At 64.5% G+C, this 14,907-nt stretch carries 15 protein-coding genes; 5 read left to right on the forward strand and 10 right to left on the reverse strand.

All coding sequences use genetic code 11. The features are described from left to right. Nucleotides 1-93: 93 nt before the first annotated feature. Nucleotides 94-1,590 carry an aldehyde dehydrogenase family protein gene (locus AC0L3X_RS31630; RefSeq protein WP_063985674.1) on the reverse strand — a complete coding sequence of 499 codons (1,497 nt, stop codon included), beginning with the start codon at nucleotides 1,588-1,590 and terminating at the stop codon, nucleotides 94-96. Nucleotides 1,591-1,774: 184 nt separating this feature from the next. On the opposite strand from AC0L3X_RS31630, the gene AC0L3X_RS31635 reads away from it, so the two are divergent. Further along, nucleotides 1,775-2,620, forward strand: a complete 846-nt coding sequence (locus tag AC0L3X_RS31635) for an SDR family NAD(P)-dependent oxidoreductase (protein ID WP_231143649.1) — start codon at nucleotides 1,775-1,777, stop codon at nucleotides 2,618-2,620. Between the two features lie 162 nt (nucleotides 2,621-2,782). On the opposite strand, the gene AC0L3X_RS31640 is transcribed toward AC0L3X_RS31635, so the two are convergent. The 6 genes from AC0L3X_RS31640 to AC0L3X_RS31665 form a co-directional block, all read right to left on the reverse strand. Next, nucleotides 2,783-2,989 carry a hypothetical protein gene (locus AC0L3X_RS31640; protein WP_014491844.1) on the reverse strand — a complete coding sequence of 69 codons (207 nt, stop codon included), beginning with the start codon at nucleotides 2,987-2,989 and terminating at the stop codon, nucleotides 2,783-2,785. A 73-nt stretch (nucleotides 2,990-3,062) separates the two neighbouring features. Next, complete coding sequence (locus tag AC0L3X_RS31645; RefSeq protein WP_014491843.1) at nucleotides 3,063-3,476, reverse strand: Rieske (2Fe-2S) protein; 414 nt, start codon at nucleotides 3,474-3,476, stop codon at nucleotides 3,063-3,065. A gap of 21 nt (nucleotides 3,477-3,497) precedes the next feature. Next, entirely contained in the window at nucleotides 3,498-4,610 is a 1,113-nt protein-coding gene (locus tag AC0L3X_RS31650) for an amidohydrolase family protein (RefSeq protein WP_063986714.1), read from the reverse strand. Nucleotides 4,611-4,681: 71 nt separating this feature from the next. Continuing rightward, entirely contained in the window at nucleotides 4,682-5,743 is a 1,062-nt protein-coding gene (locus AC0L3X_RS31655) for an amidohydrolase family protein (RefSeq protein WP_283017739.1), read from the reverse strand. Nucleotides 5,744-6,004: 261 nt separating this feature from the next. Further along, nucleotides 6,005-6,280 carry a YiaA/YiaB family inner membrane protein gene (locus tag AC0L3X_RS31660; RefSeq protein ID WP_014491840.1) on the reverse strand — a complete coding sequence of 92 codons (276 nt, stop codon included), beginning with the start codon at nucleotides 6,278-6,280 and terminating at the stop codon, nucleotides 6,005-6,007. Nucleotides 6,281-6,319: 39 nt separating this feature from the next. Continuing rightward, complete coding sequence (locus tag AC0L3X_RS31665) at nucleotides 6,320-7,015, reverse strand: PspA/IM30 family protein (protein ID WP_063985677.1); 696 nt, start codon at nucleotides 7,013-7,015, stop codon at nucleotides 6,320-6,322. Nucleotides 7,016-7,118: 103 nt separating this feature from the next. Between AC0L3X_RS31665 and AC0L3X_RS31670 the strand changes: the two genes are divergently transcribed. After that, a complete protein-coding gene (locus tag AC0L3X_RS31670; protein ID WP_084795310.1) occupies nucleotides 7,119-7,727 on the forward strand; it encodes a TetR/AcrR family transcriptional regulator in 609 nt (202 codons plus the stop codon). Between the two features lie 102 nt (nucleotides 7,728-7,829). Then, nucleotides 7,830-9,284, forward strand: coding sequence for a dihydropyrimidinase (hydA, locus tag AC0L3X_RS31675; protein WP_063985678.1), 1,455 nt, complete (start codon nucleotides 7,830-7,832; stop codon nucleotides 9,282-9,284). Between the two features lie 7 nt (nucleotides 9,285-9,291). Here hydA and AC0L3X_RS31680 read toward each other — a convergent pair whose 3' ends face one another. Next, on the reverse strand, nucleotides 9,292-10,041 hold the full coding sequence (locus AC0L3X_RS31680) for an SDR family NAD(P)-dependent oxidoreductase (RefSeq protein ID WP_063985679.1): 750 nt from the start codon (nucleotides 10,039-10,041) through the stop codon (nucleotides 9,292-9,294). 104 nt (nucleotides 10,042-10,145) lie between these two features. Beyond that, nucleotides 10,146-10,823, reverse strand: coding sequence for a peroxiredoxin-like family protein (locus AC0L3X_RS31685; RefSeq protein ID WP_063986716.1), 678 nt, complete (start codon nucleotides 10,821-10,823; stop codon nucleotides 10,146-10,148). A gap of 97 nt (nucleotides 10,824-10,920) precedes the next feature. Here AC0L3X_RS31685 and AC0L3X_RS31690 point away from each other — a divergent pair, with 97 nt between their 5' ends. Continuing rightward, complete coding sequence (locus tag AC0L3X_RS31690) at nucleotides 10,921-11,802, forward strand: LysR family transcriptional regulator (protein WP_063985680.1); 882 nt, start codon at nucleotides 10,921-10,923, stop codon at nucleotides 11,800-11,802. A gap of 82 nt (nucleotides 11,803-11,884) precedes the next feature. After that, nucleotides 11,885-13,507 (forward strand): ABC transporter substrate-binding protein, encoded by a 1,623-nt coding sequence (locus tag AC0L3X_RS31695; RefSeq protein ID WP_473317107.1) that lies wholly within the window; start codon nucleotides 11,885-11,887, stop codon nucleotides 13,505-13,507. Here AC0L3X_RS31695 and AC0L3X_RS31700 read toward each other — a convergent pair. Beyond that, nucleotides 13,504-14,847 (reverse strand): glycoside hydrolase family 3 N-terminal domain-containing protein, encoded by a 1,344-nt coding sequence (locus AC0L3X_RS31700; protein ID WP_063985682.1) that lies wholly within the window; start codon nucleotides 14,845-14,847, stop codon nucleotides 13,504-13,506. The two genes, AC0L3X_RS31695 and AC0L3X_RS31700, sit on opposite strands and share 4 nt — an antisense overlap. Nucleotides 14,848-14,907: the final 60 nt, after the last annotated feature.

Raw genomic sequence — 14,907 nt, forward strand, 5'->3', positions numbered from 1 at the left:
TGCGGATCATATAGCGAGGGGCGGCCCCTGGAAAAGGCGCCGCCCCATTAAAAGCAGATATTCCCTCTCGCGGAACGCCGGAGAGAGCAGGCCCTACGCTGTCTTGATCCAGACGGCCTTCACGTTGAGATATTCCTCGACGTGCTGCTTGCCGGACTCGCGGCCATAGCCGCTCATCTTGTAGCCGCCGAAGGGTACGGCCGGGTCCATCGCCTGGTAGCAATTCACCCACACCGAGCCGGCGCGCAGGCTCTTCGCGACCGCATGCGCCTTGGTGACGTCGCGCGTCCAGAGGCCCGAGCCGAGGCCGAAGGTGGTGTTGTTGGCGCGCTTGACCAGCTCGTCCATGTCCTTGAACGCGATCGCGGAGATGACGGGACCAAAAATCTCCTCCTGCGCGATGCGCATGTTGTCCTGGACGCCTGCGAACACCGTCGGCGAGACGAAGAAGCCCTTCGACAGCGCGCCTTCGGTGACGCGGCCGCCGCCGGCGAGAGCGCGCGCGCCTTCCTTCTGGCCGATATCGAGATAGCCGGTGACGCGCTTGAGTTGCTCCTCGGACACGAGCGGGCCGATCTGCACATTGGGATCGAGGCCGTTGCCGACCTGCAGCTTCTTGCCGAACTCGGCGACGCGGCCGACGAATTCCTCGTAGATCGACTGCTCGACGAACAGGCGCGTGCCGGCGCTGCAGATCTGGCCGGAATTGGCGAACACCGCCATCGCGGCGCCGGGGACGGCGGCATCGAGATCGGCATCGGCGAACACGATGTCCGGCGACTTGCCGCCGAGCTCGAGCGAGACACGCTTGAGGTTGCCGGCCGAGGCGCGGATGATCGATTGTCCCGTGACATGCGAGCCGGTGAAGGCGACCTTGTCGACATCATGATGCGAGGCAAGCGCAGCGCCCGCGGTCTCGCCATAGCCGGGCACGACGTTGATGACGCCCGACGGCACGCCGGCCTCCATCGCGAGCTCGGCGATGCGCAGCGAGGTGAGCGGCGCCTCTTCGGCGGGCTTCAGCACCACGGTGCAGCCGGTCGCGATCGCCGGGCCGATCTTCCAGATGGTCGCGGTCAGCGGGCCGTTCCAGGGAATGATGGCGCCGACGACGCCGATCGGCTCCTTCAGCGTGTAGGAGAAGATTTCGCCGGGCAGCGAGTTCTCGATGGTCTCGCCATGGATCGCCGTGGTCTGGCCAGCGTAATAGCGCAGCATGCCGACGGCGCGCAGGCGATAGGCGCGGGTGCGGCTGAGAGGCGCGCCCATGTCGAGCGTGTCGAGCTGCGACAATTCGTCGAAATTCTTCTCGACAAGGTCGGCGAGCTTGAGCAGCAGGTTCTGCCGCTCGAATGGTTTGACTTTGCTCCAGGGGCCTTCGAAGGCACGGCGAGCGGCGGCGACCGCACGGTCGATGTCCTCCTTGTCGCCCTCGGCGACCGTCGCCAGCAATTCGCCGGTGGCGGGGTTATGGGTCTCGAAGCGCTTGCCTGAGGCAGCATCAACCCACTTCCCGTCGATCAGCATCTGCTTGTAGGACCCGTTGGCGAACGGATGGCGCGTGATCGGAATAGCCTGCGACACAGCCATGGCTGCACTCCCTGTCAAATGATTGATTGGTTCGATCTGGGCGGGATCGTTAGGTCGAATAGAATACAGCGCCGCCGGAAAGGCGTAAAGGCGGCGTGGAACGAAGACCTCCCATGCCGACTTGTGCAGGGTCGCGCGAGTGCCATGTTATAGCTCGACCGAGCCCTTCCCCGGAGACCCAAACATGCCACATTCCGCCATCGTCAAAGACAATGTCGCCGTGATCACGGGCGGCGCATCCGGTATCGGATTGGCTGCCGCGCTGGCCTTCGCGCGCGCCGGCTTGAAGGTCTGCATCGCAGATGTGGATCAGGCGCGGCTGGCGGAAGCTGCAACAAAACTGTCATCCGTCACGCCTGCCACACATGTGATGACGTTCGCGGTCGATGTCAGCAAGGCCGAGAGCGTGACGGAACTGGAACGCGCCGTGCGCGAGCGCTTCGGCGGCACCGACATCCTCATGAACAATGCCGGCATCCAGCCCGGCAGCACGCTGTTCGGCGAGCCCGACAACTGGCAGCGGATCATCGGCGTCAACATGTGGGGCATCATCAACGGCTCGCGCATCTTCGCGCCCGGCATGATCGCGCGCGGCAGGCGCGGCCTCATCATCAACACCGGCTCGAAGCAGGGCATCACCACGCCGCCCGGCGATCCCGCCTACAACGTCTCCAAGGCCGGCGTGAAGGCCTTTACGGAAGCGCTCCAGCACGAGTTGCGCAACACGAAGGACTGCCGCATCACCACGCATCTGCTGATCCCCGGCTTCGTCTTCACCGGCCTGACCGCGAAGGGCCGCACCGAGAAGCCGGCCGGGGCCTGGACGGCTGAGCAGACCGTGGATTTCATGCTGGCGCGGCTGGAAGCCGGCGACTTCTACATCCTGTGCCCGGACAACGACGTGCCGCGCGCGCTCGACGAGAAGCGGATGCTGTGGGCGGCGGGAGACATCGTCGAGAACCGCCCGCCGCTGTCGCGCTGGCACCCGGACTATGCCGACGCGTTCGCGAAGTTCGTGAAGGGGGAGTGACTATCAGACCCTCATGGTAAGGAGCGCGGAACGCGCGTCTCGAACCATGAAGGCCCCGCTGCGACAGCTCGGCCTCGATCCTTCGAGACGCCCGCTTTCAGCGGGCTCCTCAGGATGAGGAGGAGCTAGAGCCTCGCGGCGCGGCAATACCGCGCAAGCGCCCTACAGCGTCTCCTGCTGATGCCCGCAATTCTTGCAGGCGAACTTGACCCGGCTCTGGCCCTTTTCCGCCTGCACCCGGTTCGGCGCACCGCACTTGCCGCAGACGGCCTCGATGCGGGTCGAGCCCTGCTTGACGACGATGGTCTTCTTTTCCATCGATTCGCGGATCAGGCGCTCGGCCTCCTCACGCAGGGATTGTTTCGACAAAGCTCATCTCCGCCTCTGGAAAGCGCGAGAGCCATAACGCACCTGCGTTGGAATCTCAATCGGCAATGCCGGCTCAGACCTCGACAATCACATAGCTGTCTTCGACATGCACTGGAAACGTCTCGGCGACATACGGGCCCTTCTGCAACTCTTCGCCACGTTCCACCGCGACCGGATAGGACCGGATCTTGACCCGTTTCGGATCGAACCAGGACTGGCCGTTGCGCATGTCGAATTCCCAGCCGTGCCAGGGACAGCGCAGCATCTCGCCGACGCGCGAGCGCTCATAGATTCCGGGCTCGGGCGAGGTCAGCCGCGCTACGCAGGCCGCCTTCTCCAGCGGCGCGCCCTCGTGCGGGCAGCGGTTCAACAGCGCGAAGAACTCGCCGTTGACGTGGAACACGACGATGTCGCGGCCCGCGATATCGACGACCTTGTTGCCGCCGGGCGGGATCTCCGAGGTGCGCGCGACGATGTGACGGGCCATATCCGTTCAGAACCTCTTTGCTCAGAACTTGTAGACCGCGCGGGCATTGGTGCTGAAGATCTTCTTCCGCTCGGCTTCAGAGAGCGGCGTCTTGAAGGCGAAGCGCGGATCGTCGAAATCCCAGTGCGGATAGTCCGACGAAAACAGAAGACGGTCGATGCCGACCCATTCGATCAGCGAACGCAGATGCCGCGCCTCGTCGGGCTCGTCGATCGGCTGCGTCGTGAACCAGAAGTTTTCGCGCACATATTCCGACGGCTTGCGCCTGAGATGAGGCACCTCGCTGCGGAACCGCTCGAAATGCTGGTCCATTCGCCACACCGCCGACGGGATCCAGCCGAAGCCGCCCTCGATGAAGACGATCTTCAGCTTTGGAAACCGCTCCGGCACGCCTTCGATGACGAGGCTCGCGAGCTGCGCCGCGATGGTGTGCGCGTTGGACTGGTGCTCCTCGACATAATAGGACGGCCAGCCACCACCGGTCGGCGCATGGCCGCCATAGCCGCCAACATGGATGCCGAGCGGCAGGTCCAGCGCCTCGGCACGCTCGTAGATCGGCCAGTAGCGGCGGCGGCCGAGCGGCTCGTTGGCGCGCGGCGAGACGTTGATCTGGATATACTCACCGACCTTCGCGCAGCGCTCGATCTCGGCGATCGCCAGGTCCGTGCCGTCCTGCCCGACCAGGATCGACGCCTTCAGGCGCGGATCACGATGCGACCAGAACGCCAGTTGCCAATCATTGATGGCGCGCTGGATCGCGGCGCCGAATTCCAGGTTCTGCTGCGAGAAGATGAAGAGGTCGAGCACCTGCAAAATCCCGAACTCGACGTCGAGCGGATCGAGATGCTGCTTCTGCATGAAAGCGAGATCGGAGCCCGGCGGCCCGCCGGTCGGCGGCCAGGCATCGCGCCGTGCGATCAGGGGGGACGAGCGCGGATAGGGCGTGGTGAAGAGATAGGGCGTGCGCAGATGGCTGCCATACTCCTTCAGATGCTGCTGCCAGCGTCTTGGCAGGAATTCGTTGAGGTCGTCGAACGAGTGCAGGCTCGGATGCACGTCGCAATCGACGATACGCAGCCGTGAGGCGGCAGGCTTCTCGTCGTCGAGCAGCGGGCGGTCGATGACGTCACTCATGCGATCCTCCAAACTTTTTGTTTGCGCATGATCTTATCGGAAAACCGGTACCCACTTTTCCGGATCATGCGTCAGTTGATCGACAACCGCGGAAACGTTTCCAGCGGATTGTCGACGCACATCTTCGCGATGATGCTCTTCGGCAGGTTCGGCGGGATCGGATCGTTGCCGTCGAACTGCCAGTGCGGATAGTCGGACGCGAACAGAAACATCTTTTCCGAGCCGATCTGGTCGATGATCTCCTCGACGCTTCTTGCATCAGTCGGCGCATCGAACGGCTGCATGGTAACGCGGAAATTGTCGCGGATGATCGCTGCCGGCTCGCGCTCGACCCAGGGAACCTCGACGCGCACGCCGCGCCAGGTCTTGTTGGCGCGCCACATGAAGGCCGGCAGCCAGCTCACGCCGGATTCCATCAGCACGACCTTCAGGTTGGGAAACTTGCCGAAAACGCCTTCATAAATGAGGCTCAGGATCTGCGCCTGAAACGCCTGCGCCTCGACGAAGTAATATTCGTAGCGGTGCGACGGCCAGCCGGCCGAGCTCGGCGCCTGGCGATATTGCGTGCCGGCATGGATCGCGAGCGGCAGCTTGTATTTCTCGGCGAGGCGGTACACCGGCCAGTAATGCCGCCGTCCCAGCAGCGTCTCGCCCTGCGCCAACACCAGGATGGAGACGAAACGATTGTCGCCGGCGCGGCGCTCGATCTCCTCGATCGCCAGATCCGGGTCCTGCATCGGCACCACGATGGAGGCACGCAGGCGGGGATCGCGCGACAGCCATTCGGCGGCGATCCAGTCATTGATCGCCTTGCAGAAGTCGGCCGCCATGTAGGCATCGAACACGGCCTGCGCGCCGTAGAGCACGTTGAGGATCGCGTGGCTCGCACCCAACTGCTCGAACGCGCCCTTCTGCACCATGGCGAGGTCGGAGCCGGGCTTGGCGCCATTGGCCGGCCGCCAGTCGGCGCGGCCGGTGAGCGGCATGCTTGGTGGATAGGACGTGAGATCGAGCCCGTCGATGGCGCGGCTCACGACCTGCTCTTTCCAGTGATCGCTGAGATAGGGAAGCAGCGTCGTGCGCGTACCACCAACCGCCGGGTGGATGTCGCAATCGATCCGCGTCACCGCCATGGAGCTTCCTCGCGCAATCTTATTGGCGGTGTTCTTGTGCGCCGCTTGCGCAGAGTGCCCCTGCCCGCGCTGGCGCGCAAGGTCGCCCGCCCGCGCGATCCGTCATGGCTCGGTTGCATTTCGCAGGCGCGATACGAAGATCCGCGATCGCCGAACGGGGCGACCGCTCGAGGGTGGATGGTCTCACGGCGCGAGCGGTGGATGCCGGGGCATCCTCCGCTCCATATTGCAGGTAGCTTTGCGCTTATATGCGCTCTCGCCTCAGGCCGCCTTGGACACTTCCATCAGCAGGCGCTCGGCCTTGGCATCCTCGATGCGGTTCACCAGCCGGCTGCTCTCGTGATTGTCGCGCACCGTCTTGGTCAGGGTGATGCAGGTCTGGATCAGCATCACGATGCCCATGGTGAGATAGCCCTTCATCCAGAGATCGATCGGCAGGAAGAAGATGCCGATGGCGACGAGGAACGCGGAGGCTGCGAAGGACGCGTAAGTGAAGGTCACCCAGGCGCTGCTGTGGGGCTGGCCGTTCTGGTTCATGATGGTCTCCTGTCGGTTCGAATGATGATGGGTTTGGGGTCAGGCAGTCGGCATGCGCTTGGACTTCAACCGCGCCAGCACGTCGTCCGTGGTCGTCTTGAGCCGGGGGCCAAAGCCCTGCTCGGCGAGCCGTTCGGCGGTGGCGAGCGGACCGCTGGCCGCATCGAGCTCGACCAGCGCGTCGTCAGCGGCCTGGGCTTCCATTTGCCGGTCGCGCAGGCGCCTCAAGGTGCTCTCCGCTTCCGGCAGCGTGGATTCGTAAGGGCGTGCCGCCTCGATGCCGCTGCGGCGAAGCGAGCGCACCGCTTCCGAGGCACGGGCGACACGACGGCCGCGATCGAGCTCGGTGATGCGGGCCTGCGCGCTTGCGACATGGCGCTTCAGCCGGATGATCTCGGTCGCGAACAATGCGCGTGCGGTCATCGCCGCATCGCGATCGGCCTCCAGGCCCGCGATGGCCCCGGCGGCATCCTTGGCGAGGTCCTCGCGGCCACCGTCGAGCGCCGCAACCGCGCGGGTCTCGAGATCGGCGATGCGGGCGACGGTCGCCTCGAGCTTGCGGCCTTCCTGCTGGTCCTGGGCGATCGCCAGCGCCAGCGTCCGCTTGCTGCGCTCGACGGCAGCGGCTGCATCGCGCATCTGCTGGTCGAGGATCAGAAGGGCCGTACGGTCTTCCAGTTCCTCGCCCGCGGCCGCCACGCTGCCGCGGAAAAGTGTCAATACGGTCTTGAACATTTGCTGCTCCCTGTTATGAGCGTTGCTCACAGATGGTTTGTAGCAGAGACCTTGAACATCGTTCAATAAATATTTGAGCGTCGCTCAAGAATTTGATTAATAGATGACTAAAGCCTTGGAACGTCGAGAGAAACTGCGGGTCGACCTGATTCAGGCGGCCGAGCGGATGATCGCTGAGCGAGGGTTGGCGGGTCTCAAAACCCGCGATCTCGCCCGCGAGATCGGCTGCGCCAACGGCGCGGTCTACAATCTCGTCGCCGACGTGGACGAGTTGGTCCTGCGCGTCGGCTCGCGCACGCTGCTCCGGCTCGACAAGGTGCTCAGCGCGGCGGTGAGCGCGGGCAATCCATCGCCGCAGGAGACGCTGGTCCGCATCGCGATCGCCTATTGCGATTTCGCCGCAGAAAATCTCGAGCTCTGGCGCGCAATGTTCGAGCATCGCATGGAGCCCGGCAAGGAAGTCCCCGACTGGTCCGTCGACGACCAGTTGCAGCTGTTCCGCCACATCTACGCGCCACTGGCATCGTTATTTCCAGACAGAGGGACAGAGGGGCTCGGCATCACCGCACGCAGCCTGTTCTCGGCCGTGCATGGCATGGTGGCGCTGGGGCTCGAGCAGAGGCTGGTCGCCGTGCCGCTGCCGGCGCTGCGGAAGGAAATCGCGGGCCTGGTGCGGGCGATGATCGACGGCTTGATCGCGCGGGCGGCGTAGAAGCCGAGAGAGCGCAGCGATGCCTGACTAAAATTTCGCCTGTCGCATCGCTGGCAGCACGCTTAGCTTTCGCCGCGTCTCGTCCTCTCTCCGGAGTCTCCCATGCCCCTCCTCATCCGCGGCGGCACCGTCGTCAATCATGATCATTCGCGCCGTGCGGACGTGCTGATCGACGGCGAGACCATCGTCGCGATCGGAACATCGCTCGATGCACCGACGGGCGCGGAGATCGTCGATGCCGGCGGCGCCTACATCATCCCGGGCGGGATCGATCCGCACACCCATCTCGAAATGCCGTTCATGGGCACGGTGACCGCCGACGATTTCGAATCCGGAACGAAGGCGGCGTTGACCGGCGGCACCACCATGGTGGTGGATTTCTGCTTGCCCGATCCCGGCCAGTCGATGCTCGCGGCCTATCAGGAGTGGCGGCACAAATCCGAGAAGGCGGCGACCGACTACGGCTTCCACATGGCGGTGACGTCGTGGTCGAAGCAGATCTATGACGAGATGGAGATTGTGGTCAAAACCTACGGCATCAACACCTTCAAGCATTTCATGGCCTACAAGGGCGCGCTGATGGTGAACGATGATGAGCTCTACAACTCGTTCGCGCGCTGCGCCCATCTCGGCGCCATGCCGGTGGTGCATGCGGAAAACGGCGACGTCGTCGCCTTGATGCAGGAAGCGCTGATCGCGCGCGGCGTCACCGGCCCCGAGGGCCACGCCTACTCACGGCCGCCGGAGGTCGAGGGCGAAGCCACCAACCGCGCCATCATGATCGCCGACATGACGGGCACGCCGGTCTACATCGTGCACACGAGCTGCCGCGAAGCGCATGAGGCGATTGCCCGCGCACGGGCTGCTGGGAAACGCGTCTATGGCGAGCCGCTGATCCAGCATCTGCTGCTGGATGCCGGCGAGTACCAGAACAGGGACTGGGACCATTCCGCGCAGCGCGTGATGTCGCCGCCCTTCCGCGACAGATCGCATCAGGACAGTCTTTGGGCCGGCCTGCAATCAGGCTCGCTCCAGGTGGTCGCAACCGACCATTGCGCCTTCACCACCGAGCAGAAGCGGTTCGGGCTCGGCGATTTCAGGAAGATCCCGAACGGCACCGGCGGCCTCGAAGATCGGCTCGCACTGTTGTGGACCGCGGGCGTCGCCACGGGACGGCTCACTAAGGAAGAATTCGTCGCCGTGACCTCGGCGAACATCGCGCGCATCCTCAACATCTACCCGCGCAAGGGCGCCGTCGCCGTCGGTTCGGATGCCGATGTCGTGGTGTGGGACCCCAAGGCGAGCAAGACCATCAGCGCGAAGCGGCAGATGAGCCGGATCGATTACAACGTGTTCGAAGGCTTTGCCTGCACCGGCGGACCGGCCGCGACGCTGTCGCGTGGCCGCGTCGTCTGGAAGGCTGGCGATCTCCGCGCCGAGGCCGGCGACGGTCACTACATCGAGCGGCCGGCGTTCTCGCCGGTACACGTCGCCAACTCGACATGGAAACAACTGACCGCCCCGCGCGCGGTCGCACGCGGCGCGGTCACGCCGTAGGGTTACCTCAAACCTGCGTAATACCGCCATCGGCCGCGAGATCGATGCCCGTGCTGTAGCTGCTGTCGTCCGAGGCCAGAAATAAAATGGCGGAGGCCATTTCCTCCGGGCGACCAATCCGGCCGAGCGGCGTGATCGAGGCGAAGAACGCGCGGGCACCTTCGGCCTCCCTTGGGGTCTTGAACTGGCCGTCGATGATCGGCGTATCGATGGCGCCCGGTGATAACGTGTTCACGCGGATGCCGCGATCCTTCAGCTCCATCGCCCAGGTCCGCGAGAACGAGCGCAGCGCGGCCTTGGTGGCGGCGTAGGTGCCGTGCTCGGGAAGGCCTTTCAGGTGCAGACCGGACGACACCAGCACGATCGAGCCACCCTTGCGCATCAGCGGCAGCGCCTTCTGTACCGTGAAATAGGCACCACGCGCATTGATACCGAATGTCGTGTCGAAATGCGCCGGAGTGACGTCCACCGTGAGCTTACGCTCGACGAACGCGGCACTGGCGACGATGATATCGAGCGCACCCTTTTCATCCTTCACCCGGGCGTAGAGCCGGTCGAGATCGTCGAGATTGGCGACGTCGGCCTGGATCGCGGAGACATTGCGCCCGATCTCGGCCTTGGCCTTGTCGAGCTCGCCCTGACGCCGTCCAACGATGAAAACATAAGCGCCTTCGGCCACAAAGGTCTTCGCCGCAGCAAGACCGATACCACTGGAGCCGCCGGTGATGACGCCAATCTTTCCTTCGAGCTTTGACATGACACAGTCCTTTGGTTTGGGCGCGCGCGGGCGTTCGGCACGCGCACGCCGTTGACCTTTTGAGGAAGAGAGAGTGACCGGCCCGTGAGCCGGCCGGTTCTTGATCAGGCCGCCTTGCCGGCCCGCAACCGGTCGAGCACCGGCAACAGCTCGGATGGATCGGGGCGATGCGTGTAATCCGGGTTCACCTCCGCATAGGCGATGATGCCGTCGCGGCCGATGACGTAGCGCGCGGGCATCGGTAGCACCCAGGCCGGATTGTCGTTGAACGTCGGCAGGTCGTTCTTGAAGGACTGGTAGAGCGAGACCAGGTCGGCTGGCAGCGCAAAGCGGATGCCGAAGGCATCGGCGAGGCCGCTCGCGACGTCGCTCAGGATCGGGAACGACAGCTTGTTCTCGCGCTCCGACTTGCGGCTGTTCGGCGCGGTCTGCGGCGAGATCGCAACGAGGCTCGCACCACGCGCGGCGATCTCCGGCAGCGCTTCCTGGAGCGCCTGGAGCTCGAGGTTACAATACGGGCACCAGACGCCGCGATAGAACGACACGACCAGCGGACCCTTCGCGAGCAGGTCGCGCGAGGCGACCTGCTTGCCGTCGGGATCCCTGAGGACGAATTCCGGCGCGGCGTCGCCGGCCTTCTTGGCGCGCTGCGCCTGGCCGCTCGCGATCAGTTCGGCGGTGGCGCGTTGCATGGTGTCGAGCGCCTCCTGGTTGGGCTTGAGCGGGAAGCGGCCGGCTTCGAAGTCGGCTTTGAAGGCATCGAGTTTGTCTTGAAGGGCCATGGGTAGCTCCATCTTTTGCTGTTGGCCCGTCCTATCTGGATCATTCGAAAATGAAGGGGTATATGGTCAATTAGGACAACATTTATCCGGATTTTGAATGAGTGACCGATTGCAGGAATTGACTGTGTTCGTCCGCGCAGCAGAGAGCGGCAGCTTTTCGAAGGCCGCGCGCGAGCTCGGCCTGTCGCAGCCCTCGGTGTCGCGCATCATCGGCGACTTGGAGACGCGGCTCGGCGTCAAGCTGTTGCTGCGGACCACGCGCAGCATCACGGTCACGGACGCCGGTGCGCTGTTCCTGACGCGTGCGCGCGAAGTGCTGGCTGATATCGAGGATGCCGAGGACGCCGCGCGCGGCGTCGATTCCTTGCGTGGAACGCTGCGCATCACGATGCCGATCGTCTACGGCACGCGAAACATCATTCCGCGCCTGCCGAAATTCCTTAAGGCCCATCCCCTCTTGCGCGTCGAGCTGTCCGTCGCCGACGAACGGCAGAACCTCGTTGTGGAAGGCACCGACGTCGCCATTCGCCTCGGCCCCCTCGACGATTCCGGCTTCGGCGCACGCAAGCTTGCGACCGTGTCGCGCTTTCTCGTCGCAGCGCCATCCTATCTTGCCGAGCGCGGCACACCGAAGACGCCGGCCGACCTCGCCTCGCACGACTGCATCTTCGGCCCCGGCCTGTTCGGCCGTACCACCTGGTCGTTCACCCGCAACGGCGCGGAGACCTCCGTCGATGTCCGCGGCCGCATCACCACCGATTCCGGTCCCGGCGTGTTCGCGAGCGTGCTGGCGGGGCTCGGCATCGCGATGACGTCGCCGGTGATGGCCGGCCCCGAGATCGAGGCGGGCGCATTGGTGCCGGTGTTGAAGAGCTACAAGCTCGCGCCGGTCGAGGTGTACGCCGTGTTCCCGGCGGGTCCGCGCCCCTCGACCAAGGTGCGCACACTGGTCGACTTCCTGGCGGAGGAATTGAGATAGGCCAGCGCGGATGCGACGTCATGAAGCGCCGCTGATGGCATGCGCCTTGCTTCTTTGCAGATCTCCGGCAAAAGAGGCACCGATGAGCGCATCACCTTTCGACATCAACCGCCGCGATTTGGTGCTCGGTGGCCTTGGCGCGGCCGGACTGACGGCGATCACACCCTCCTTCGCCAGGGCGCAGGGGCGTAGCGAGACGTTGCTGGTGGTGCAGGAGCTCGGGCCGAACTCGCTCGACATGCAGGGCGTCGGCTCCAACCAGACCGTGAACGGCCTGTCCTGGAACTGTTACGACCGCCTGCTGACCTACGCCTCCAGGACGCTGCCCGACGGGACCGTGTCCTATGATCGCGAGAAGCTCGAGCCCGAACTCGCCGAGAGCTGGGAGGTCGCCGCCGACGGCATGTCCTGCACCTTCAAGCTTCGCAAGGACGCGAAATTCCACGACGGCACGCCTGTTACCGCCAAGGACGTCAAATGGTCGTTCGACCGCGCCGTGAAGGTCGGCGGCTTTCCGACCTTCCAGATGTCGGCGGGTTCGCTGGAGAAGCCCGAGCAGTTCGTGGTGGTCGACGACCACACCTTCCGCATCGACTATGTCCGCAAGGACAAGATGCTGCTGTTCAACGTGGCCGTCGTCGTGCCCTTCATCATCAATTCCGAACTCGCCAAGAAGAACGCGACGGCGGAAGACCCATGGGCGCTCGCCTGGCTCAGGACCAACGAGGCCGGTGGCGGCGCCTACAGGATCGAAAGCTGGAAGCCAGGCAGCGAGACCGTGCTGGCCCGTTTCGACGACTGGAAGAGCGGACCGCAGCCGAAGATCAGGCGCGTGATCGCGCGCGACGTCCCCTCGGCCGGCACGCGCCGCGCGATGCTGGAGCGGGGCGATGCGGATATTTCCAGCGGCTTTGCCCCGCGCGATTTCGAGCAGATTATCAAGGAGGGCAAGGTCAAGGTATCAGGCGTGCCGATCCCGAATGCGCTCTGGTACGTCGCGCTGAACACGGCGAAGCCGCCGTTCGACAATGTGAAGCTGCGGCAGGCCATCGCCTGGGCGATGCCTTATGAGCAGATCCAGAGCAGCGCGTTCTTCGGCCGCGCCGTTCCCATGTACGGCGGCGCCGCCGATGTCTCAAAACCGGTGTGGCCACAGCCCTCTCCCTATGTCACCGATCTCGACAAGGCCAAGGCGCTGATGAAGGAAGCGGGCTTTGAGTCCGGCCTGGAGACGACCTTGTCGCTCGACACAGGCACTGCGACCGTCGGCGAGCCGACCGCCATCCTGATCCAGGAAAGTCTGGCCAAGATCGGTATCAAGGCGTCGATTGAAAAAATCCCAGGCGCGAACTGGCGCACGACACTGAACAAGAAGGAGCTGCCGCTCGCGCTCAACCGCTTCAGCGGATGGCTCGATTATCCCGAGTACTATTTCTACTGGAATTTCCACGGCAACAATTCGATCTTCAACATCTCCTCATACCAGAACAAGGCGATGGACGCGCTGATCGACAGGGCGCGCTTTACGGCGAATGCGGCGGAATACGAAAAAGCGGTGAAGGATTTCATCACGCTCTGCATGCGCGACGTCCCCGTCGTTCCGCTCAACCAGCCGATCCACGACGTCGCCATGCAGAAGGCCATCACCGGCTACGAGTTCTGGTTTCATCGCGAACCCGACTACCGCCAGTTCGCGAAGGGCTAATGCCGCTCGACAACGCGGACGACGTCCGAGGCGGCTCGCGCCTGCTCGGTCGGGAAGCCCCGCGCCAACCGTACCGCGCTCGTGCGCAGCATCGCGGCGTCGAGCTTGCCCTGCCGCGCCCCATCCAGCGCGCAGGCGAAGACCCGGTAGAATTGCGCGCCGTCATAGGCAACCAGCAGCACATCGACGCCGGCGTTAATCGCCTCAACCACGGCTTTGCAGACGTCGTGCTGGTAGATCGCACCCATCACGAGGTCGTCGGTCATCACCGTGCCCTGGTAACCCCACTTGTCGCGGATGATCCCCTCGACGACGCGTTTCGAATGCGAGGCCGCGCGATCGGGATCGACGGTCGTGAGCGTCACATGCCCAACCATGAGCGCGCTGCGCGAATGCGACAGCACCTCGCGGAACGGCAGCCAGTCGGTTGCCTCCAATTCCCTAACCGGCGTATCGAGCTTGGCGCTGAAATGATGCGTGTCGGTGCGGACGCGGCCGATGCCGGGAAAATGCTTCAGCGTAGCGCCGACGCCTGACTCTTCCAGCCCGCGCACATAGGCGCTCGCGATCGTGCTGACGACGGCAGGGTCGGTCGCAATCGCGCGCTGACCGATCAGCGTATGAAAATCAAGGCGATTGCGCCGGACCGGCGGCTTGAGGTCGAGCACCGGCGCGAGGTTGAGGTTGACGCCGAGCCCGGCGAGCTCGCGGCCGTGGATGCGGCCGAACTCTTCGGCCTTGGCCTGCTGTTCGTCGGGAGCGAGCCCGCTGAGCGTCGCCAGCGCCGGCAGCTTCGTCAGCGGCGGCGCGAGATGTCCGACGATGCCGCCCTCCTGGTCTGCCGCAACGACCAGCGGCGGCAGGCCGGCGGCGCGCCGCTTGTCCTGAAGCGCCGCAATCTCGGTGCGCAACGTCTCGACGGTCCGGCCGCGGATGTTGCGCCGGGTCACGTAGACGCCGCCGATCAAGCCCTGCTCGGCAAGGCGCGCAACCTCGGGAAAGGAGGAATAGCCCACCATGAAGTGAGGTCCGAGCTGACGCGTCTCGGTGGCGCTCGCGGCAAGCACCTCGTGCTTGCGCAGCTCGAACTTCAGATGCGCCGCCGACATCAGCACCGGCGGCAGGCACCAGAGCACGACGAGCAGCTTGCCCGCGACGGTACGCCAACGCCCTCTGCGGAGCAGGAGGATGACGATCGCGAGGCTTGCGACGACAAGCGCGAGGTTTCCCGCGCCACGCAGCGGGACCAGATAGGGATCGTTCTTGTTGGCGGCCGCGAATGCGACGAGCGGCGCGGCCAGCCAGAGCAGGATGAGACCAATACGACCGAGGAATTGCATGATGCGTCACACGCTATGAGTGGCGAATGCTTCGCACCTATCAAAGCGAATCACGCTGTG

The sequence above is a fragment of the Bradyrhizobium sp. MI1.7 genome (assembly GCF_055811795.1).